Origin of the sequence: Streptomyces sp. NPDC059787 (assembly GCF_042732315.1) — a bacterium.
GTDB classification, from domain to species: Bacteria; Actinomycetota; Actinomycetes; order Streptomycetales; family Streptomycetaceae; genus Streptomyces; species Streptomyces atrovirens.
Genome location: NZ_JBHWHX010000010.1, coordinates 67,771 through 88,757 on the forward strand (window position 1 = coordinate 67,771; position 20,987 = coordinate 88,757).

At 70.5% G+C, this 20,987-nt stretch carries 18 protein-coding genes; 7 read left to right on the forward strand and 11 right to left on the reverse strand.

Annotated elements, in window-relative coordinates:
- The first annotated feature begins 95 nt into the window (after positions 1-95).
- A complete protein-coding gene (gene sodX, locus ACFV5H_RS11985) occupies positions 96-530 on the forward strand; it encodes a nickel-type superoxide dismutase maturation protease (protein ID WP_085571550.1) in 435 nt (144 codons plus the stop codon).
- Here sodX and ACFV5H_RS11990 read toward each other — a convergent pair.
- Positions 413-1,063: an ABATE domain-containing protein gene (locus ACFV5H_RS11990; protein ID WP_073932419.1), complete on the reverse strand. Its 651-nt coding sequence runs from the start codon at positions 1,061-1,063 to the stop codon at positions 413-415. The genes sodX and ACFV5H_RS11990 overlap by 118 nt on opposite strands.
- Positions 1,064-1,163: 100 nt before the next feature.
- On the opposite strand from ACFV5H_RS11990, the gene ACFV5H_RS11995 reads away from it, so the two are divergent.
- Positions 1,164-1,934, forward strand: coding sequence for a class I SAM-dependent methyltransferase (locus ACFV5H_RS11995; protein WP_385051948.1), 771 nt, complete (start codon positions 1,164-1,166; stop codon positions 1,932-1,934).
- A 68-nt stretch (positions 1,935-2,002) separates the two neighbouring features.
- Here ACFV5H_RS11995 and ACFV5H_RS12000 read toward each other — a convergent pair whose 3' ends face one another.
- From ACFV5H_RS12000 to ACFV5H_RS12010, 3 genes are read right to left on the reverse strand one after another with little or no spacing between them, the layout of a single operon-like run.
- Positions 2,003-2,803, reverse strand: a complete 801-nt coding sequence (locus tag ACFV5H_RS12000; protein WP_385051951.1) for an amino acid ABC transporter ATP-binding protein — start codon at positions 2,801-2,803, stop codon at positions 2,003-2,005.
- Complete coding sequence (locus ACFV5H_RS12005; RefSeq protein ID WP_385051954.1) at positions 2,800-3,729, reverse strand: amino acid ABC transporter permease; 930 nt, start codon at positions 3,727-3,729, stop codon at positions 2,800-2,802. The genes ACFV5H_RS12000 and ACFV5H_RS12005 overlap by 4 nt, the downstream gene beginning before the upstream one ends.
- A gap of 28 nt (positions 3,730-3,757) precedes the next feature.
- Entirely contained in the window at positions 3,758-4,717 is a 960-nt protein-coding gene (locus ACFV5H_RS12010; RefSeq protein ID WP_385051957.1) for an ABC transporter substrate-binding protein, read from the reverse strand.
- A gap of 583 nt (positions 4,718-5,300) precedes the next feature.
- On the opposite strand from ACFV5H_RS12010, the gene ACFV5H_RS12015 reads away from it, so the two are divergent.
- The 4 genes from ACFV5H_RS12015 (at position 5,301) to ACFV5H_RS12030 (ending at position 8,542) form a co-directional block, all read left to right on the forward strand.
- Positions 5,301-6,539 carry an NADP-dependent malic enzyme gene (locus ACFV5H_RS12015; RefSeq protein WP_085571545.1) on the forward strand — a complete coding sequence of 413 codons (1,239 nt, stop codon included), beginning with the start codon at positions 5,301-5,303 and terminating at the stop codon, positions 6,537-6,539.
- Between the two features lie 164 nt (positions 6,540-6,703).
- Positions 6,704-7,669, forward strand: a complete 966-nt coding sequence (locus tag ACFV5H_RS12020; protein ID WP_385051960.1) for a zinc-binding dehydrogenase — start codon at positions 6,704-6,706, stop codon at positions 7,667-7,669.
- 100 nt (positions 7,670-7,769) lie between these two features.
- On the forward strand, positions 7,770-7,979 hold the full coding sequence (locus tag ACFV5H_RS12025) for an HTH domain-containing protein (RefSeq protein WP_030219802.1): 210 nt from the start codon (positions 7,770-7,772) through the stop codon (positions 7,977-7,979).
- Complete coding sequence (locus ACFV5H_RS12030) at positions 7,979-8,542, forward strand: Clp protease N-terminal domain-containing protein (protein WP_385051963.1); 564 nt, start codon at positions 7,979-7,981, stop codon at positions 8,540-8,542. Before ACFV5H_RS12025 ends, ACFV5H_RS12030 begins: the two co-directional genes overlap by 1 nt.
- A gap of 269 nt (positions 8,543-8,811) precedes the next feature.
- Here ACFV5H_RS12030 and ACFV5H_RS12035 read toward each other — a convergent pair whose 3' ends face one another.
- The 7 genes from ACFV5H_RS12035 to ACFV5H_RS12065 all read right to left on the reverse strand — a co-directional run bounded on the left by ACFV5H_RS12035 (position 8,812) and on the right by ACFV5H_RS12065 (position 18,198).
- On the reverse strand, positions 8,812-9,849 hold the full coding sequence (locus ACFV5H_RS12035) for a helix-turn-helix transcriptional regulator (protein WP_385051966.1): 1,038 nt from the start codon (positions 9,847-9,849) through the stop codon (positions 8,812-8,814).
- A 1-nt stretch (position 9,850) separates the two neighbouring features.
- Positions 9,851-10,723, reverse strand: coding sequence for a DUF4097 domain-containing protein (locus ACFV5H_RS12040; protein WP_385051969.1), 873 nt, complete (start codon positions 10,721-10,723; stop codon positions 9,851-9,853).
- 440 nt (positions 10,724-11,163) lie between these two features.
- Positions 11,164-11,343 carry a DUF6104 family protein gene (locus tag ACFV5H_RS12045; RefSeq protein ID WP_128557595.1) on the reverse strand — a complete coding sequence of 60 codons (180 nt, stop codon included), beginning with the start codon at positions 11,341-11,343 and terminating at the stop codon, positions 11,164-11,166.
- Positions 11,344-11,424: 81 nt separating this feature from the next.
- Positions 11,425-15,243 (reverse strand): multifunctional oxoglutarate decarboxylase/oxoglutarate dehydrogenase thiamine pyrophosphate-binding subunit/dihydrolipoyllysine-residue succinyltransferase subunit, encoded by a 3,819-nt coding sequence (locus ACFV5H_RS12050; RefSeq protein ID WP_385194335.1) that lies wholly within the window; start codon positions 15,241-15,243, stop codon positions 11,425-11,427.
- Between the two features lie 291 nt (positions 15,244-15,534).
- On the reverse strand, positions 15,535-16,647 hold the full coding sequence (locus ACFV5H_RS12055; protein WP_385194338.1) for an ATP-binding protein: 1,113 nt from the start codon (positions 16,645-16,647) through the stop codon (positions 15,535-15,537).
- Complete coding sequence (locus ACFV5H_RS12060; protein ID WP_385047626.1) at positions 16,644-17,384, reverse strand: response regulator transcription factor; 741 nt, start codon at positions 17,382-17,384, stop codon at positions 16,644-16,646. The genes ACFV5H_RS12055 and ACFV5H_RS12060 overlap by 4 nt, the downstream gene beginning before the upstream one ends.
- A 124-nt stretch (positions 17,385-17,508) precedes the next feature.
- A complete protein-coding gene (locus ACFV5H_RS12065; RefSeq protein WP_385194341.1) occupies positions 17,509-18,198 on the reverse strand; it encodes a spermidine synthase in 690 nt (229 codons plus the stop codon).
- 151 nt (positions 18,199-18,349) lie between these two features.
- Here ACFV5H_RS12065 and lon point away from each other — a divergent pair, with 151 nt between their 5' ends.
- Positions 18,350-20,818, forward strand: coding sequence for an endopeptidase La (gene lon, locus ACFV5H_RS12070; protein ID WP_385047630.1), 2,469 nt, complete (start codon positions 18,350-18,352; stop codon positions 20,816-20,818).
- The last annotated feature ends 169 nt before the right edge of the window (positions 20,819-20,987 follow it).

The window sequence follows — 20,987 nt, forward strand, 5'->3', positions numbered from 1 at the left end:
GCGGACGGCTTTTCGCGGGTGCCCCCGCGGGCTTAGGACAAAAGTCCGGGGTGAGACTGAGACTGGTGGAGGACGAACCGGGGAGGTGCCGGGAGATGCCGGAGCTGTCGCAGGACGCCGAGCGGGCGAGGGCGCCGCTGCCCTTCGGGGTGGCCGAGGTGACCGGGCCGTCCATGGTGCCCACGCTGCACCACGGGGACCGGCTCCTGGTGCACTACGGCGCCCGGGTCAAACGCGGGGACGTGATCGTGCTGCGGCATCCGTTCCAGCAGGACCTGCTCGTCGTCAAGCGGGCCGCCGAGCGGCGCGACGGCGGCTGGTGGGTGCTCGGGGACAACGCGTTCGCGGGCGGCGACAGCACCGACTACGGGGTGGTGCCCGACGAGCTGGTGCTCGGCCGGGTCCGCTTCCGCTACCGGCCGCGCGGTTCCGAGCGGCGTTCGCCGCTGGCCGTGGTGGGCTGGGCGCTGTCGTCGGCCCGGCCCGTGCTCTCCGGCCGGTCGGCCTCCAGGCGTTTGCGGGCGCGGTAGGCGGCCACGTTGGCGCGGGTGGCGCAGCGGTCGGAGCAGTAGCGGCGGGAGCGGTTGGTGGAGGTGTCCAGGTAGGCGTTGCGGCAGGGCGACGCCTCGCACAGGCCGAGACGGTCCACGCCGTACTCGGTGAGGTGGAAGGCCAGGCCCATCGCGGCGATGGCGGCGTAGCCGGCGGTGGCGTTGGACGGGTGGTCGGCCAGGTGCATGTGCCACAGCGGGCGGCCGTCGTCGTCGCGGAAGTCGTGGCCGGAGATCTGCGGGCTGACCGGGAACTCCAGCAGCAGTGAGTTCAGCAGGTCGACGGCGAGGGTCTCGTCGCCGCCGTCCGCCGCCTCGAAGACCGAGCGGAGCCTGGCCCGGACCGAGCGGAACCGCGTCACATCGGCGTCGGTGGTGCGCCGGGCGGCCGACTGGTTGGCGCCGAACAGATCGCGGACGGCCTCGACCGAGGTCAGCGTGTCCTTCCCCCGGGCCGGTTCCTCGGTGTTGACGAGGCGCACGGCGTAATCCGAGTAATAGGCCAGTTCCACTTGTAGTCCTTACGCAGGAGATCTATCGTCAGGAGCGCGGTCTTGTAATGGACGATTCCGCACCCAGGGTATTACGGGACGTATGCGAGGGAGGCGCTCGATGACGGACGCGGACACCACCACGGCCGCCGCCGACTGGCGGGCCTGGCAGGAGAGCTGGGACCGGCAGCAGGAGTGGTACATGCCGGACCGCGAGGAACGCTTCCGGGTCATGCTCGACATGGTGGAGGCCCTCGTCGGCACCGCGCCGCGCGTGCTCGACCTCGCCTGCGGCACGGGCAGCATCACCGCCCGGCTGTTCGACCGGTTCCCGGACGCCACCAGCACCGGCGTCGACCTGGACCCGGCGCTGCTCGCCATCGCGGAGGGCACGTTCGAGGAGGACGGGCGGGTCTCCTTCGTCACGGCCGACCTCAAGGACCCCGAGTGGCCGGCGAGACTGCCGTACGACTCCTACGACGCCGTGCTGACCGCGACCGCCCTCCACTGGCTGCACCGGGAACCCCTCGCGGATCTCTACGGGCACATCGCGGGGCTCGTCCGCGACGGCGGTGTCTTCATGAACGCGGACCACATGATCGACGACACGACGCCCCGGATCAACGCGGCCGAGCGCGCCCTGCGCCACACCCGTATGGATCAGGCCAAGGCGGACGGTGCCCTCGACTGGGCCCAGTGGTGGCAGCTCGCGGCGGAGGACCCGGTCCTCGCCGGACCGACGGCCCGCCGGTTCGAGATCTACGGCGAGCACGCCGACGGCGACATGCCGCCGGCCGCGTGGCACGCGCGCGTGCTGGGCGAGAAGGGGTTCGGCGAGGCGCGGGCGGTGTGGTGCTCGCCGTCGGACACCCTGCTGCTGGCGCTGAAGTAGCCGGGGGGAACGCGAAGGGGCGGTACGGAAGTCCGTACCGCCCCTTCGCCGTGCGCGCTCGTCCGCGGTCAGAGCACCTTGGACAGGAACGACTTGGTGCGGTCGTGCTGCGGGTTCGTCAGCACCTCGCGCGGGTGGCCGGACTCGACGACCACGCCGTCGTCCATGAACACCAGCGAGTCGCCCACCTCCCGGGCGAAGCCCATCTCGTGGGTGACGACGATCATCGTCATGCCGTCCTCGGCGAGGTCGCGCATGACGTCGAGGACCTCGCCGACGAGCTCCGGGTCGAGCGCCGAGGTCGGCTCGTCGAAGAGCATCAGCTTGGGCTGCATCGCCAGCGCGCGGGCGATGGCGACGCGCTGCTGCTGACCACCGGAGAGCTGGGCGGGGTAGTGGCCCCTGCGGTCGCCGAGGCCGACCCGGTCAAGGAGCCGCTCCGCACGCTCCCGGGCCACGGCCTTGGTCTCGCGCTTGACCTGGACCGGAGCCTCCATGACGTTCTCCAGCGCCGTCATGTGGGGGAAGAGGTTGAAGCGCTGGAACACCATGCCGATGTCCCGTCGCTGCGCCGCGACCTCCTTCTCCTTGAGCTCGTAGAGCTTGTCGCCCTTCTGCCGGTAGCCGACCAGCTCACCGTCGACGGACAGCCGGCCGGCGCTGATCTTCTCCAGGTGGTTGATGCACCGCAGGAACGTGGACTTGCCGGAGCCGGACGGACCGATCAGGCAGAACACCTCCCGCGCGTTCACCTCCAGGTCGATGCCCTTGAGGATGTGCGCGAGGCCGAAGGACTTGTGCACGCCCTCCGCCTTGACCATCGGGTGACCGCTCGGGCCGCTCACCACGTCCTTGTCGATCTTGCTCATCGGGTCACCTCCGGGCGGCCGAAGGAGTTGAACAGGCGGAGGTTCTTCTTCAGGCGCTGCAGCGGCGTCGGCGGCAGACTACGCGTCGAGCCACGGGCGTAGCGGCGCTCCAGGTAGTACTGGCCGACGCTGAAGACGCTGGTGAGGGCCAAGTACCAGATGGACGCCACGAAGTACATCTCGACCACCGCCAGTGAGGTACTGGAGACGTCGGTGGACCGCTTGATGAGTTCGTTGAACTGCACCGCGTAGGCGAGCGACGAGGTCTTCAGCATGTTGATGAACTCGTTGCCCGTCGGCGGCACGATCACCCGCATCGCCTGTGGGAGCACCACCCGGCGCAGCGTCTTGGCCTGGGTCATGCCCAGCGCGTGGGACGCCTCCGTCTGTCCCTCGTCGACGGACTGGATGCCCGCACGGACGATCTCGGACATGTACGCGGCCTCGTTGAGGCCGAGACCCAGCAGTGCCGCCAGGAACGGCGTCATCACCTGGTTCATCTCGTCCTTGTAGAACCCCAGGTTGAGGACGGGGAACACCAGCGCGATGTTGTACCAGATGAGCAGCTGGACCAGGACCGGCGTGCCGCGGAAGAACCAGACGTAGAAGTAGGCCACCGTGCTGGTGACCGGGTTCGACGACATCCGCATGACCGCGAGGATCACGCCCAGGACGAGGCCGAGCACCATGGCGAGCACGGAGATGTACAGCGTGTGCCAGGCGCCGGACAGGATCGTGCCGTCCGTGAGGTAGTCGGGGATGATGCCGTAGTTGATGTTCGCGTTGGAGAAGGCGATCCCGATCAGCACCAGGATGGCGATGACCACCGCGCCGGCCACCCAGCGGCCGTAGTGGCGCACCGGAATCGCCTTGATCTGCTCCGGCGGCACCGATGACGCCGGAACCTTGTCAACCGTGTCTGTCACAGTGACTGCCCTTCAGTGTCGCCGAGGTTCAGGAACCGCCGTTGATCTTCGCCTCGGTCACCGCACCGTCCGTGACGTTCCACTTCTCCAGGATCTTCGTGTACTCGCCGTTCTCGATGATGGCGTTCATGGCCGCCTGGAGGGCGTCCCGAAGCTGGGTGCTCTCCTTGCTGACGCCGATGCCGTACGGACCGGCCTCGATCTGCTCGCCGACGACCTCGAAGTCCTTGCCGCCGCCCGACGTCTTCGCGTTGTACGCCGCGACCGGGAAGTCGTTCAGGTCGGCGACGGACGCGCCCTGCTTCAGCCGGAGCAGCGCCTCGGGGTCGGTGTCGTAGGTCTGGAGCTTGATCGCCTTGTTGCCGTCCTCGGTGCACTTCTTGTTCTGCGCGTTCGCGATGCCCTCGGAGGTGGTGCCGCGCTGCAGCGCCACCACCTGGCCGCACAGGTCGTCCAGGGACTTGATGCCCTTGGGGTTGCCCTTCTGGACGAGGATCGACGTACCGGCGGTGAAGTAGTCGACGAAGTCGATGCCGTCGCCGGCCTTCTTGCCGGTGTCCGAGTCGATGCCGTTCTGGCGGTCCGCGGTGTCGTTCATCGCGGACATGATCACGTTGAAGCGGCCGGACTGCAGACCGACGATGAGCTGGTCGAACTTGCCGTTCTGGAAGTCGAACTCCACCCCGAGCTGCTTGCCCAGGGCCTCCGCGATGTCGGGGTCGATACCGACGGCCTTGCCGTCCTTCATGAACTCGACCGGCGGGTACGCGATGTCGGAGCCCACCTTGATGACGCCCGCCTTGCGGATGTCGGCCGGGAGCTTGTCGGCGAGGGGCGCGCTGGACGAGTCGGCGGTGTTGCTGTCGCTGCTCTTGTCCGTCTGGTCACCGCAGCCGGTGAGAAGCAGTGCGCCTGCGACCGCGATCGCGCCGGCCGCTGCAAGACGGGAACGCGCGGCGGTGGTACGACGGGTGGTGCTTGCGGTCATGGTGGGTTCCTCCGGCGGATGGGTGGAGATGCCGATGGGTGGGCCACTGCCGATGGGTACCGACAGCGCCGCAGGTCGACGAGAACACACGTCTTCGAGTGTCGCGACCTCGTGCGATTACGGCATCTTGCCATTCGGTCTGAGCCATTCAGGGGACCCGCGATGTCAAAATCGGATAACGGGTGACACTCGAACCGCACCACTCCGGGACATCTGACCGGACACTCTGCGGGAATCATCCGTTCCGGCCGGAAAATCTTCGGCTCATTCCAGGATGCGGACTCGTCCGCCGTGGTTTTTGTCGTGATTGTGGGCTTGCTCGTAGACCGTCCCGACCTTGTCCTGATATGGAGCGACAATTCAGAGCGGCGGCATGTGACCTTCGCGTTATGGACTCGTCGCCGACGGCGTCCGTCCGGTAAGAAGGTTCTTTACACCCCTCATCCGGGGCTCAGGGCGCGTGTGCGGCGCGCCCGTCGCGTTCGGCCCGTACGCATCAACCCTCCGGGCCTTGCGCGGTCCCGCCCACCCCTCACCAGGAGTGGCAACCCTCAAACCATGAACACTTAAGGGGTAAAACCAAGTGGCAGCGGAGATTGTCAATCCTCGCAGCGACAGCGAAAGCCGGAACGGTCGTACGGAGCAGGGCAACGGGGCCGAGCCCCTTGACTCCTTCGACCCGGCGTTCGCGCTGCACCGCGGCGGCAAGATGGCTGTGCAGGCCACCGTGCCGATCCGTGACAAGGACGATCTGTCCCTGGCTTACACGCCCGGCGTCGCGAAGGTGTGCAGCGCGATCGCCGAGCAGCCGGACCTCGTCCACGACTACACGTGGAAGTCGCAGGTCGTCGCCGTCGTGACGGACGGTACGGCCGTGCTGGGACTCGGTGACATCGGTCCCGAGGCCTCCCTCCCGGTGATGGAGGGCAAGGCCATCCTCTTCAAGCAGTTCGGCGGCGTGGACGCGGTCCCGATCGCCCTGGACTGCACCGACGTGGACGAGATCGTCGAGACCGTGGTCCGGCTCGCCCCGTCCTTCGGCGGGGTGAACCTGGAGGACATCTCGGCGCCCCGCTGCTTCGAGATCGAGAAGCGGCTGCAGGAGCGGCTGGACATCCCGGTCTTCCACGACGACCAGCACGGCACGGCGGTCGTGTCGCTGGCGGCGCTGCGGAACGCGGCGCGGCTGAGCGGACGGACGCTCGGTGAGCTGCGGGCCGTGATCTCGGGCGCGGGCGCCGCGGGTGTCGCGATCGCCAAGATGCTGATCGAGGCCGGTATCGGCGATGTCGCCGTGGCCGACCGCAAGGGCGTCGTGTCGCGGGACCGCGAGGACCTCACGCCGATCAAGGCGGAGCTGGCGTCGTTCACCAACAAGGCCGGCCTCTCCGGATCGCTGGAGTCGGCGCTGGCCGGTGCCGACGTCTTCATCGGAGTCTCCGGCGGCACGGTGCCGGAGCCGGCGGTGGCGTCGATGGCCGAGGGCGCGTTCGTCTTCGCCATGGCCAACCCCGACCCGGAGGTGCACCCGGAGGTCGCGCACAAGTACGCGGCGGTCGTGGCCACCGGACGGTCGGACTTCCCGAACCAGATCAACAACGTGCTGGCGTTCCCCGGCATCTTCGCGGGCGCGCTGCAGGTGCGGGCCTCCCGGATCACCGAGGGGATGAAGCTGGCGGCGGCCGAGGCGCTGGCCTCGGTGGTCGGTGACGATCTCGCCGCCGACTACGTCATCCCGTCCCCGTTCGACGAGCGGGTCGCCCCCGCGGTGACGGCCGCGGTGGCCGCTGCCGCCCGGGCGGAGGGTGTCGCCCGCCGCTGAGGTGCGCGGATCACTGGTTGGCCCCGTCCCCGGGTGGACGGGGCCAATTCTCTGTGCCGGGGGCTTGGGCCGCCCGGGTGGCGGATCCCGTCGTGTGGCAAGAGGGCGTGTCTCACAGCGGGGCCTGGTTCCTTCGGCGGGGCGGGGAACCTATCGTCAAGGTCATGTTCGCTGTCTACGCCGCCCGAATCGACCGCGACCAGCCGCTCGCGGGTCTGGAGTCGGGAGAGCGTCCCGCTCCCGAGGCCCGGCCCGGCTGGAGCACCGTCACGGTCAAGGCCGCCTCCCTCAACCATCATGACCTCTGGTCCCTGCGGGGCGTGGGCCTCGCGGAGGACAAGCTGCCGATGATCCTCGGCTGCGACGCCGCCGGCGTCGACGAGGACGGCAACGAGGTCGTCCTGCACTCGGTGATCGGACAGAGCGGGCACGGGGTGGGTCCCCGCGAGCCCCGGTCCATCCTGACCGAGCGCTACCAGGGCACGTTCGCCGAGCAGGTCGCCGTGCCCACCTGGAACGTTCTGCCCAAGCCGAAGGAGCTCTCCTTCGAGGAGGCCGCCTGTCTGCCGACCGCCTGGCTGACCGCGTACCGGATGCTGTTCACCAACGCCGGAGTGCGGCCCGGGGACTCCGTACTGGTGCAGGGGGCCGGGGGCGGTGTCGCCACCGCCGCGATCGTGCTCGGCAGGGCGGCGGGGCTGCGGGTCTTCGCCACCAGCCGGGACGAGGCCAAGCGGAAGCGGGCGCTGGAACTCGGGGCGGTGGAGGCCGTGGAGACCGGGGCGCGGCTGCCGCAGCGGGTCGACGCGGTGATCGAGACCGTGGGGGCCGCCACCTGGTCCCACTCGGTGAAGTCGCTGCGTCCCGGCGGCACGTTGGTCATCTCCGGTGCCACCAGTGGTGACCGGCCCTCGCACGCCGAGCTGACCCGGATCTTCTTCCTGGAGCTCAAGGTCGTCGGGTCGACCATGGGCACCAAGGACGAGCTGGAGGATCTGCTCTCCTTCTGCGCCGCCACGGGGGTGCGTCCCGTCATCGACGAGGTGCTGCCGATGGACCGGGCGCGGGAGGGCTTCGAACGGATGGATTCCGGCGGGCAGTTCGGCAAGATCGTGCTCACGAATCCCTGAGGGGCGAGGTTCGCCTCGACGGCCGGTCCGGGTCTCCGGGCCGGCCGTCGGCATGTCAACCGGGGTTGACGGCGGGGGAGTGTCAACGTATGTTGACATCATGACTGAGGCAACCGACCTCGCCGAGCGGGCGGGCGATCGCGACCCACGGGTCGGCCTGCGGGCCGTCGCCGCCCTGCGCCGGCTGCTGGAGCAACTGGAGACCGTGCAGGTGCGCAACGCGCGCCATCAGGGCTGGTCGTGGCAGGAGATCGCCACCGAACTCGGGGTCAGCAGGCAGGCCGTGCACAAGAAGTACGGGAGGCATTGATGTTCGAGCGGTTCACCAAGGACGCCCGTGATGTGGTGAAGGGGGCGGTCGGGCACGCGGAGGATACGGGAGCCGAGCGGGTCGGTGCCGAGCATCTGCTGCTGGCCCTGCTCGACCGGGAAGGGAGCCGGGCCTCGTTCGCGCTGGCCGCCCTCGGTGCCGGTGAGCGGCGGGAGTCGGTGCGGGCGGCGCTGGGGGAGGCCCGGCGGCGGGCCGGGCTGACGCAGGCCGAGACCGACGCCCTCGCCGGGCTCGGCATCGACGTGTCGGAGATCGTGGCCCGGGTGGAGGAGGTGCACGGGGCCGGGGCGATGTCCGGCGACCGGAAGACCGGGGGCCGGAGGTCGGGTCACCGGCCCTTCGACCGCGCGGCCAAGGACGTCCTCACGGGCGCCCTGCGCGCCGCCACCGCCCTGCGCGACCGCCGTATCGGCGACGAGCACCTTCTGCTCGCCCTGACCACCCGCCCCGGCGTCCCCGCCGAGGTCCTCGCCGACCACGGAGTGACGTACGAGTCCGTGACCCGGGTCCTCCACGGGGGCGGCGAAGCCAAGGCGGGCTGACCCCGGCGCAGGCGCGGCCCGAGGCGGGGCGGCCCGAGCCGGTCCGGCCGGGCGGGGGCGTGCCCCTCGGGCCGGGGTTCATCGGGAGCGGGTGAGTCCGGAGGGCTCCGCTCGGTTCGGGCGGGCAGGGCGGTTGTGGGGCCGCGGCCGGGTCCGGTGCGGCCCCGCCGGGCTCGTCAGAGGCTCGTCGGGGCGGGTGGGCCCGAGGGCACCGGCCCGGTCGGGTTGGTCCGGTGCGGGCCCGGTCGTGTCCGGTCGGGCCGGGAGGCTTACCCCTTCGGCGTGCGCAGGAGCACCCCGATGTGGGTTGCCGCCGTGGACAGGTGGCGGCGGGCGTCGCGGAGCTGGTCCGGGGTGACTCCGTGGTCGCGGGCCGCGTCGCGGATGTCGTCCCGGAAGCGGTCCAGCAGGCGGTCCAGGTCGCGGGCCGGGTCGCCGGTGGAGTCCGAGGCGTCCTCGTGCGCCCAGGCCGGGGTGTAGTCGGCGGGGAAGTCCTCGGGCGTCTCCGAGTACGACGGCTCCGAGGTCTTGTCGGAGGTCCCCGCGCCGGTGCGACCGAAGGCGAAGTCCTTGCCGAATCCGCTCATCCCCTTGGCCAGTTCACCGAGGCCCTCCCGCAGGCCTGTCGGCCAGTCGCCCCGGGCGAAGTGGTCCTGCACCTGCTCCTGGACCTGGCGCACGATGCGCTGCACCTCCTCCTGCGCCCTGTCCTGGGCCTCCTTGGCCTGGCGGCGGGCGCGCTGGGCCTCCTCGCGGGAGCGGCGGCTCTCGTCCTTGGCGCGGCGGGCCTGTTCCTTCCACTCCTGCTTGGCGCGGCGCATCTCCTCCTTGGCCGCCTGCCAGGCGTCCTTGTTGCCGAAGACCCCGAAGTCGCCGAAAGCGCCTTCCTCCTCGGTGGACGCCCCGCCCGTACGGCTCTGGCGGGCCTTGCCGGCCGCGGCCCGCATCTCGCGGCGCAGATCACCCGCCGCGCCGCTGACGTCGGCCCGGATCTCGGCGGCCAGCTCGGCGACCGACTCCCGGATCTCCAGCTCCAGATCGGCCAGCTCGCCGCTGCGGTCGGCCAGTTCGGCGCGGCCGGCGTCCGTGATGGAGTAGACCTTGCGGCCGCCCTCGGTGGTGTGGGTGACCAGGCCCTCCGCCTCCAGCTTGGCCAGGCGCGGGTAGACCGTGCCCGCGGAGGGTGCGTACAGCCCCTGGAAGCGCTCCTCGAGGAGGCGGATCACCTCGTAGCCGTGGCGCGGGGCCTCGTCCAGCAGCTTCAGCAGGTAGAGGCGGAGGCGTCCGTGGGCGAAGACGGGGGGCATGTCAGAGCACCTTCTTGTCGGTCGTACCGGCATTGTCTCCCGCGTCGTCCCGCGGTTCGGGCTCGTCCTGTCCGGCCGGGCGGCGCAGCAGGGCGATGGAGCCGGAGACGGTGGTGGCGCGCAGCTTGCCGCTGCCCGCGCCCAGACGGCCGGTGAGCTTGTGGGCGCCCCACATGCCCTGTACCCGGAGGTCGTCGAAGGCGTTGGAGATCGCGCCGCTCGCGGTGTTGGCCTCCACCTCGGCGTCCGCCGGGTCCGGCAGCCGGATGGCGATCTCGCCCGAGACGCTGGTCAGCTTGACGTCGGTGGGGCCGTCGGGGTCGAGGTCCACGATCATGGAGCCGCTGACCGTGTCCGCCCGTACGGAGGAGCCGGAGCCCTCGACGACGGTGAGGTCGCCGGAGACGGAGGCGAAGCGGAGGTCGCCGGTGACGGACTGGGCCTCCACGCTCCCGGAGACGGTGTCCGCGCGGACGGGGCCGGAGAGGGCGACCAGGGTGGTGTCGCCGGCGACGCCCTTCACCGAGGCGGCGCCCTGGATACCGGAGACCACGGCGCCGGCGCCGACCACGCCCACCTCGACCCGGGTCCGGGCCGGGACGGCGAGGGAGACCACCGCGCTGCGGTGCCAGCCCTTGCGGTCGAGCCACTTGAGGAAGCCCTTCCAGGGCAGGTCGTCGTAGGCCACCGTGAGGGTGCCGCCCTTCTGGGTGACGACCAGGGGTGGGCCCTCGATCTCGGAGACCTGGAGGTGGGCGGAGGGGGCGTCGGTGCCGACGATGTTCACTGTGCCGTTGACGATGCGGACGTGCAGGGTGCTCACGGGGGTGTCGAAGGTGAGCTTTGTGGGTTCCGCGACGGACCACTCGGGCATGGGGGACCTCCTGGGAACGAAGCGGTCGACGATGACGCGGCATATCGCGTCTTACGTGATTCACGATATATCGCGGCAGGGGAAAGTCAAGGCACTCGTTCTGGTGATCCGTCGGCCTGTGAGTGTGCCGATGGCGATGTGTACCGGTGTTGGTGCTGGGCGGGGGTGGGTCGCGCTGCCCGGCGCTTGCGGGGTGCCGTCGCGCCCACCCGTGCCGCCCTGGGGGTACCTCCCAGGCCCTTAAGGCACTGGGGGAGGCACGACTGCCCGCGGGAATGCGAAGACGCGGGGGCACGACTGCCCGCGGGAATGCGGGAACGTGGGAACGCGAAGACGCGGGGGCGCGGCTGTTCGTAGGAGCGGCGCGTGCGGCTGATCGCGGGCGACGCGGTGTGCGGATGGGGGCGGTTGGCTTGGCGGGGGTGCCGCCCCGTGGGGTGCTAGTCCTCGTCCTCGTCGTCCAGGCGGGCCAGCCAGGTGGCCAGGCGTTCCACCGGGACCTCGAAGTCGGGGTTGAGGTCGACGAAGGTGCGGAGCTGTTCGGCCAGCCACTCGAAGGTGACCTCCTCCTCCCCGCGCCGCTTCTCCAGTTCCTCGATGCCACGGTCCGTGAAGTACATGAGGTCAAGGATATGTGCGGGAAAACGGGCGGGCCGCACCCCCCGTGAGAGGGGTGCGGCCCGCGCGCGTACTGCTGCCGGTTACGCCTCGAAGACCTCGCGCACCAGCTGCTCCTGCTCGGCCTGGTGGCGCTTCGCGGAGCCGACCGCCGGGGACGAGCCGTGCGGCCGCGAGATGCGGCGCAGACGCTCGTCGTGCGGGACGTCGGCGCCGACCGCCAGGTCCAGGTGGTCGATCAGGTTGAGCGCGATGAACGGCCAGGCACCCTGGTTCGCCGGCTCCTCCTGGGCCCACAGGTACTTCTCGGCGTTCGGGTACTTCTTGATCTCCGCCTGGAGCTCCGCACCCGGCAGCGGGTACAGGCGCTCGATGCGGATGATCGCGGTGTCCGTCGCGCCGCGCTTCTGCCGCTCGGCCTCCAGGTCGTAGTAGACCTTGCCGGCGGTGAAGACGACCTTCCTGACCGCGGCCGGGTCGACCGAGGCGTCGCCGATGACCGGGCGGAACTGGCCCGTGGTGAACTCCTCCGCCTTCGAGGCCGCGGCCTTCAGGCGCAGCATCGACTTCGGGGTGAAGACGACCAGCGGCTTGTGGTGCGGGTTGTGCACCTGCCACCGCAGGAGGTGGAAGTAGTTCGACGGCGAGGTCGGCATCGCGACCGTCATGTTGTTCTGGGCGCAGAGCTGCAGGAACCGCTCCGGGCGGGCCGAGGAGTGGTCCGGGCCCTGGCCCTCGTAGCCGTGCGGGAGGAGCAGGACCACACCGGAGGTCTGGCTCCACTTCTGCTCGGCCGACGAGATGAACTCGTCCACGACCGTCTGCGCGCCGTTGACGAAGTCGCCGAACTGCGCCTCCCACAGCACGAGCGCGTCGGGGCGGGCCAGCGAGTAGCCGTACTCGAAGCCCATCGCCGCGTACTCGGACAGCAGGGAGTTGTAGACGTTGAGCCGCGACTGGTCCTCGGAGAGGTACTGCAGCGGCGTGTACTCCTCGCCCGTGCTGCGGTCGATGATGACCGCGTGGCGCTGGCCGAAGGTGCCGCGCTGGGAGTCCTGGCCGGCGAGCCGGACCGGGACGCCCTCGAGGAGCAGGGAGCCGAAGGCGAGGGTCTCGCCCATGCCCCAGTCGATGGTGCCGTCCTCGACCATCGACGCCCGGCGCTGGAGCTGCGGCAGCAGACGCGGGTGGACGGTGATGTGGTCGGGGATGTTGACCTGGGACTCGGCGATCCGCTTGACGGTCTCCGTGGTCACCGCGGTGTTCACGGCGACCGGGAACTCGGCCTGCGGGTCCGAGGGCTCGACCGCGGCCGGCTGCGAGGTGGCCTCGCGGACCTCCGTGAAGACCTTCTCCAGCTGGCCCTGGTAGTCCTGCAGCGCCTGCTCGGCCTCTTCCAGGGTGATGTCGCCGCGACCGATGAGGGACTCGGTGTACAGCTTGCGCACCGAGCGCTTCTTGTCGATCAGGTCGTACATCAGCGGCTGGGTGAAGGCCGGGTTGTCCGACTCGTTGTGACCGCGGCGGCGGTAGCAGATGAGGTCGATCACCACGTCCTTGTTGAACGCCTGACGGAACTCGAAGGCGAGCCGCGCGACGCGGACCACGGCCTCCGGGTCGTCGCCGTTCACGTGGAAGATCGGGGCCTCGATCATGCGGGCCACGTCCGTCGCGTACATCGACGAGCGCGACGACTCCGGGGCGGCGGTGAAGCCGACCTGGTTGTTGATGACGACGTGGACCGTGCCGCCGGTGCGGTAGCCGCGCAGCTGCGACATGTTCAGGGTCTCGGCCACCACGCCCTGGCCGGCGAAGGCCGCGTCGCCGTGGATCGCCACCGGCAGGACGGTGAAGTCCGTGCCGCCCTTGCCGATGATGTCCTGCTTGGCGCGGGAGACGCCCTCCAGGACCGGGTCCACCGCCTCCAGGTGCGAGGGGTTCGCGACCAGGGAGACCTTGATCTGCTCGCCGTCCAGGCCGGTGAAGGTGCCCTCGGCGCCCAGGTGGTACTTCACGTCGCCGGAGCCGTGCATCGACTTCGGGTCGAGGTTGCCCTCGAACTCGCGGAAGATCTGCGCGTACGACTTGCCGACGATGTTGGCCAGCACGTTCAGCCGGCCGCGGTGGGCCATGCCGATGACGACCTCGTCCAGGCGGGACTCGGCGGCCGAGTCCAGCACCGCGTCGAGCAGCGGGATGACGGACTCGCCGCCCTCCAGGGAGAAGCGCTTCTGGCCGACGTACTTCGTCTGCAGGAAGGTCTCGAAGGCCTCCGCCGCGTTCAGCCGGCGCAGGATGCGCAGCTGCTCCTCGCGCTCCGGCTTGGTGTGCGAGCGCTCGATGCGGTCCTGGATCCACTTGCGCTGCTTGGGGTCCTGGATGTGCATGAACTCGACACCGGTGGTGCGGCAGTACGAGTCGCGCAGCACGCCGAGGATGTCGCGCAGCTTCATCAGGGACTTGCCGGCGAAGCCGCCGACGGCGAACTCGCGCTCCAGGTCCCACAGGGTGAGGCCGTGCTCGACGATGTCCAGGTCGGGGTGCTTGCGCTGGCGGTACTCCAGCGGGTCGGTGTCGGCCATGACGTGGCCGCGGACCCGGTAGGAGTGGATCAGCTCGAAGACGCGGGCGGCCTTGGTGACGTCGTCGTCGTGGGAGGCGTCGATGTCCTTGAGCCAGCGGACCGGCTCGTAGGGGATGCGCAGCGCCTCGAAGATCTCGTCGTAGAAGTTCTTCTCGCCGAGCAGGAGGTTGGCGACCGCGCGCAGGAACTCGCCGGAGGCGGCGCCCTGGATCACCCGGTGGTCGTAGGTCGACGTGAGCGTCATGACCTTGGAGATGCCGAGCTTGTTCAGGGTGTCCTGGGAGGTGCCCTGGAACTCCGCCGGGTAGTCCATGGAGCCGACGCCCATGATCACCGACTGGCCGGGCATCAGGCGCGGCACGGAGTGGACGGTGCCGAGGCCGCCGGGGTTGGTCAGGGAGACCGTGACGCCGGTGAAGTCGTCCATCGTCAGCTTGTTGTCGCGGGCGCGACGGACGATGTCCTCGTAGGCCTGCCAGAACTCGAAGAAGTTCAGCGTCTCGGCCTTCTTGATGGCCGCGACGACCAGCTGGCGGTCGCCGTTGGGCTTCACCAGGTCGATGGCCAGACCGAGGTTGACGTGCTCCGGCTTCACCAGGGTCGGCTTGCCGTCCACCCGCGCGAACGAGTGGTTCATCGCCGGCATGGCCTTGATGGCCTGCACCATCGCGTAGCCGATGAGGTGCGTGAAGGAGATCTTCCCGCCCCGGGCCCGCTTGAGGTGGTTGTTGATGACGATGCGGTTGTCGAACAGGAGCTTCACCGGGACCGCGCGCACGGACGTGGCCGTGGGCAGCTCGAGGGAGGCGTCCATGTTCTTCGCCACGGCGGCGGACGGGCCGCGCAGGGTGACCTGCTCGGGGCCGGCCTTGGCCTCGGTCGCGGGCTCGGCCTTGGGCTTCGCGGCGGCCGGCTTGGCGGCGGGCGCGGCGGCCCTCGCCGGGGCGGGAGCCGGAGCCTGGGCCGGGGCGGCGGGCGCCTTGGCGGCCGGCTGAGCGGCGGGTGCGGCGGCGGGCCGCGCGGCCGCCGGAGCGGGCGCGGCGGGCTGGGCCGGGGTGGCCGGCTGGGCCGGGGATGGGGAGGTTCCCGCGGCCCCCGCGGCCGCGGTACCCGCCGGAGCCGAGGTCGCAGGCGCGCCCGGCTTGTAGTCGGCGAAGAAGTCCCACCAGGCTCGGTCCACCGAGTTCGGGTCCTGGAGGTACTGCTGGTAGATCTCGTCGACGAGCCATTCGTTGGCACCGAAGGCCGCAGCGGGGTTCTTACCCGCTTGGTCGGTGTCGGTCGAGATGCTCGAGTTACTGGGGGACTGTGGCGACACGGCGTCAACCGCCCTCTTCCGCTTCGCAAGATGATGGACAGCGGAAATAAAGGCTACGCCCCCGAGAGCGAGAAGGTCAGGCCGGGCCCGTCCATCGTCGTGTAAGTCACATCACGGCGGGTGTTTCGGCGCGGGAAATGGCGGGAAACAACCCTGGTTCCGCGTCTCCGGGCCGCTTCAGGGATCGCTCGGAGGGGCCCCGGCGCGCGGTTCGCGCGGGCCTCTGCCTGATCACACGTGTCCGTCAGTGCGAACACGGATGGATCTTGCGGCTCCGCTTCGAACTTTACGTCAACTTGGTACGGATGACGCTCCCGGAAGGGTGATGAGAATCCGGCAGCCCCGCTCGGATTCGGCCACTCCGATCCGGCCGCCGTGCAGATCGACGGCCCAGCGGGCGATCGCCAGGCCGAGACCGGTGCCGCCGTCGCTGCCCGGACCGTGCGGCCGGTTGACGTTGCCCCGGTTGAACCGCTCGAAGACGCGGTGCCACTCGGTCCGCGGGATGCCGGGCCCCTCGTCCAGCACCTCGAGCTCCAGCGACTCCGGCTGGTCCCCGGGCCGTGCCCGGACCGTCACCCGGCCGTGCGGCGGGCTGTGCTTGACCGCGTTGTCGATGAGGTTGGCGACGACCTGGTGGATGCGCTCGGGGTCGGCGTGCGCGACGAGTTCCAGCGGCGACACGTCGAGGTGCAGATGGACGTCCGTACGGGTGTGGCTGCCCGATCCGGAGGCCATGCCCGCGCGGGCCGTGGAGACCATGTTGGCCTCCTTCAGCACCCCGGACAGGTACGGCCACACCTCGAACCGCCGCTTCTTCAGCGGCACCACGCCGTTGTCCAGGCGGGACAGGTCGAGGAGCGTCTCCACGAGGCGGCCCAGCCGCTCGGTCTGCTTCAGGGCCGTGCGCATCGTCTCGGGGTCGGCCCGGGTGATGCCGTCGACGATGTTCTCCAGCACCGCGCGCAGGCCCGCGATGGGCGTGCGCAGCTCGTGCGAGACGTTGGCGACCAGCTCCTTGCGCTGGCGGTCCTGGGCCTCCAGCTCGTCGGCCATGACGTTGATCGTCCGGGCCAGGTCGCCGAGCTCGTCCCAGCGGTTCTCGCGCACCCGGCGGGTGTAGTCGCCGTGCGAGATGGAACGGGCCACGGCGTTCATGTCGTCCAGCGGCGCGGTGAGCGAGTGCGCCACGAACTGCGTGATGAGCAGCGTCGCGATCATCGAGAAGATCGTGATGAAGCGCAGCTCCGTCTTGGTGTGCACGGCGATCACCGACAGTCCCGTGGTGATCAGGACCGAGACGACGACCAGCGCACCCAGCTTGGTCTTGATCGAGAACGGGCGTACACCGCCCCAGGGCTGCCGCGCCCCGGGGCCTCTGCGTCCGGCCGGACCGTCGCTCATGGCGTCGGCGTCTCCAGGGCGTAGCCCACGCCGTGCACGGTGCGGATGCGCTCGGCGCCGATCTTCCGGCGCAGCGCCTTGATGTGGCTGTCGACCGTACGGGTGCCGGAGGCGTCCGCCCAGTCCCACACCTCGGCCAGCAGCTGCTCACGGGAGAGCACCGCGCGGGGGGTGTTCGCCAGGCACACCAGGAGGTCGAACTCGGTGGGCGTCAGATGGACGTCCTCGCTGCGCACCCGCACCCTGCGCTGCGCGTGGTCGATCTCCAGCTCGCCCAGGCGCAGGATGCCGCTGCGCGGGGTCGTCGCCGCGAGGGCCGCCCGCTCCATGCGGCGCAGCAGTACGTGCACCCGGGCCGCCAGCTCCCGCATGGAGAAGGGCTTCGTCATGTAGTCGTCGGCGCCGACGCCCAGCCCGACCAGCATGTCGGTCTCGTCGTCACGCGCGGTGAGCATCATCACCGGCACCGGCCGCTGGGCCTGCACGCGCCGGCAGACCTCCAGGCCGTCGAAACCGGGCAGCATGATGTCGAGGATCAGCAGATCGGGCTGCCAAGCCTCCGCCGTGTCCACCGCGGACGGGCCGTCGCCCGCCGTTTGCACCAGGAATCCCTCGGCGCGCAGGCGAGTCGCGATGGCGTCCACGATCGTCGCGTCGTCCTCGACCACCAGGACCCGGCGCTGGGCGCCGGGAGTGGTCGTGGCCGTGCCGTTGTGGGAGGTCTGTGTCTGCTCCATCGCCCGCCCCTGAGGTGTGCTTTTTCCGGAATCCGTGGGGTGATCCGTCGTCTGCGCATCACTGCGATTGACGCTTGAATGACCGCGTCAGGGCAGCAGCGTACGGGGATCCACCGCGGCTTTGCTATCCAGGGCGGACGCCGAGGTGCACGACGTCCGGAACGCCCCGGGCAACGGGGATCTCTTCGGTACGCACCTGTTGGAACCCGGCATTCCGCAAGGTTCCCTCGAATTCCGGGGACGGCTTCGCCGACCACACGGCGAGTACCCCGTCCGGCCTCAACGCCCTTGCGCAGGCGGCCAGTCCGGCCGCCGAGTAGAGCCCGTCGTTGTCCTCGGTGACGGTCCAGTCGGGCCCGTTGTCGATGTCGAGGCAGAGCGCGTCGAACGTGTCCGACGTCTCATCGAGGTAACGGACGAGATCCGCCTCGACGATCTCCGTGCGCGGGTCGGCGAGGGCCCGCGCGGAGAGCCCGGTCAGTGGCCCCGCACGGTGCCACTCGATGATCGCCGGTTCGCGCTCCACCACGGCGATCCGTCCCCAGCGGGGCTGCCCGGCGGCGTGCGAGAGCGAGAAGCCGACCCCGAGACCGCCGATCAGCACGTGCGGGTCCACCGCGCGGGGGCCGAGGGCGGCCAGCGCGGCGTCGACGAGCCGCCGCTCCGAACGGCCGTCGGAGGTGTCCATCAGGAAGCAGCCGTTGGCGATGATCTGCATCAGGTCGCCGTGCCTGCGCAGCACGACCTCGCCGTACGGGCCCTCGCGGCGGTCCAGGACTTCGGGGGGTTCGGGAATGTCGTACGGGGTGGACATGCGTTCATCCTGACAGTTCCCTCTCCGAGGCGGTCAGGGGCTCCGGCACCCCGGGACGGTGATCGCTCAGAGCGAACGCGGTCCCGGGAACATTCGGCGGCTCACAAGCATTGAGTCGGCATAGCTCAACTTGACTGCCGAAGGGGAGATCATGGCTGCTGAGTCCACACCGCTCGCCCTGCCTGTGCTGCCGCTCGACGACGAGGTCGTGCTGCCCGGGATGGTGGTTCCGCTGGACCTGAGCGATTCCGAGGTGCGCGCCGCGGTGGAGGCCGCCCAGGCCGCCGCCCGCACCGCACCGGGAAAGCCCAAGGTGCTCCTGGTGCCACGCGTCGACGGGACGTACGCCGGTACGGGCGTGCTGGGCACGGTCGAGCAGGTCGGCAGACTCGCCGACGGTGACCCGGGTGCCCTGATCCGCGGCCGGGACCGCGTGCGCATCGGCGCCGGGACCACCGGGCCGGGAGCCGCGCTGTGGGTGGAGGGCACCCGTATCGACGAGACCGTGCCCGAGCCGCTGCCGGGGCACGTGACCGAACTCGTCAAGGAGTACAAGGCGCTCGCCACCGCCTGGCTGCGCAAGCGCGGCGCCTGGCAGGTCGTCGACCGGGTCCAGGCCATCGAGGACGTCTCCGCGCTGGCCGACAACTCCGGCTACTCGCCGTTCCTGACCACCGAACAGAAGACCGCCCTGCTGGAGACCACCGACCCGGTGGCCCGGCTGAGGCTCGCCACCCAGCAGCTGCGCGACCACCTCGCCGAGCAGGACGTCGCCGAGACCATCGCCAAGGACGTCCAGGAGGGCGTCGACAAGCAGCAGCGCGAGTTCCTGCTGCGCCGCCAGCTCGAAGCCGTACGCAAGGAGCTGCGCGAGCTCAACGGCGAGCAGGAGGGCGAGGAGTCCGACGACTACCGCGCCCGCGTCGAGGCCGCCGACCTGCCGGAGAAGGTCCGCGAGGCCGCGCTCAAGGAGGTCGACAAGCTGGAGCGCTCCTCCGACCAGTCGCCCGAGGGCTCCTGGATCCGTACCTGGCTCGACACGGTCCTGGAGATGCCGTGGAACGAGCGCACCGAGGACGCCTACGACATCCGGGGCGCCCAGGCGGTCCTCGACGCCGAGCACGCGGGCCTGGAGGACGTGAAGGAGCGGATCACCGAGTACCTGGCGGTGCGCAAGCGGCGCGGCGACCGGGGCCTGGGCGTGGTCGGCGGACGGCGAGACCAGGGGGCGGCGCGAAGCGCCTCGGTTGAGGGTGGTGGTGGGCGACGGGGGGGCGGTGCCGTACTGGCCCTGGTGGGCCCGCCCGGTGTCGGCAAGACGTCGCTCGGCGAATCCGTCGCCCACGCGATGGGCCGCAAGTTCGTCCGCGTCGCCCTCGGCGGCGTCCGCGACGAGGCCGAGATCCGCGGCCACCGCCGTACGTACGTCGGCGCGCTGCCCGGCCGGATCGTGCGGGCGATCAAGGAAGCCGGGTCGATGAACCCGGTCGTGCTCCTCGACGAGATCGACAAGGTGGGCTCCGACTTCCGGGGCGACCCGGCCGCGGCCCTGCTCGAAGTCCTCGACCCGGCGCAGAACCACACCTTCCGGGACCACTACCTGGAGGTCGAGCTCGACCTGTCCGACGTCGTGTTCCTCGCGACGGCCAACGTCCTGGAGGCCATCCCGGAGGCCCTGCTCGACCGCATGGAGCTGGTCCGCCTCGACGGCTACACCGAGGACGAGAAGGTCGTCATCGCCCGCGACCACCTGCTCCCGCGCCAGCTGGAGCGCGCCGGACTGGCCGAGGACGAGGTGACGCTCGACGAGGGCGCGCTGCGCAAGCTGGCCGGCGAGTACACGCGCGAGGCGGGTGTGCGCACCCTGGAGCGGTCCATCGCGCGGCTGCTGCGCAAGATCGCCGCCCAGCACGAACTGGGGGAGCGGAAGCTGCCCTTCACCGTGACCGACGGCGACCTGCGGGGCCTGATCGGCCGGCCGCACCACGTGCCCGAGTCCGCCCAGGACCCGGCCGAGCGCCGTACCGCCGTCCCCGGTGTCGCCACCGGGCTCGCGGTGACCGGTGCCGGCGGGGACGTCCTCTACGTGGAGGCGTCCCTGGCCGACCCGGAGACGGGTGCGGCGGGGCTGACCCTGACCGGCCAGCTGGGTGACGTGATGAAGGAGTCCGCGCAGATCGCGCTGAGCTTCCTGCGCAGTCACGGCGCCGAACTGGAGCTGCCGGTGGGCGACCTGAAGGACCGGGGCGCGCACATCCACTTCCCGGCGGGCGCGGTGCCCAAGGACGGCCCGAGCGCGGGTGTCACGATGACCACCGCCCTGGCCTCGCTGCTCTCCGGCCGGCTGGTCCGCACGGACGTGGCGATGACCGGTGAGGTCTCGCTGACCGGGCGGGTGCTGCCGATCGGCGGGGTGAAGCAGAAGCTGCTCGCCGCGCACCGCGCGGGGATCACCACCGTGATCATTCCCAAGCGCAACGAGCCCGACCTGGACGACGTCCCGGCGGAGGTGCTGGACAAGCTCGACGTCCACGCCGTCACCGACGTCCGCCAGGTCCTGGAACTGGCGCTGTCGCCGGCCACCAACGGCGCGGTGCCTGAGGTTCCGGTCGCGGCGTGACGGACGCGATCGGATGAGGAAGGCCCGGGTCCCGTGAGGGAGGCCCGGGCCTTCACCGCGCCCGGCCGCTGCCGGCGGATCTGTCAGGCCGGTTCCAGACGCAGGCCCCGGGGCCACGACGGGAGCGGATCCACCGGCGGCACGCCGCCGGTGGGCCGTTCCGGCGGGA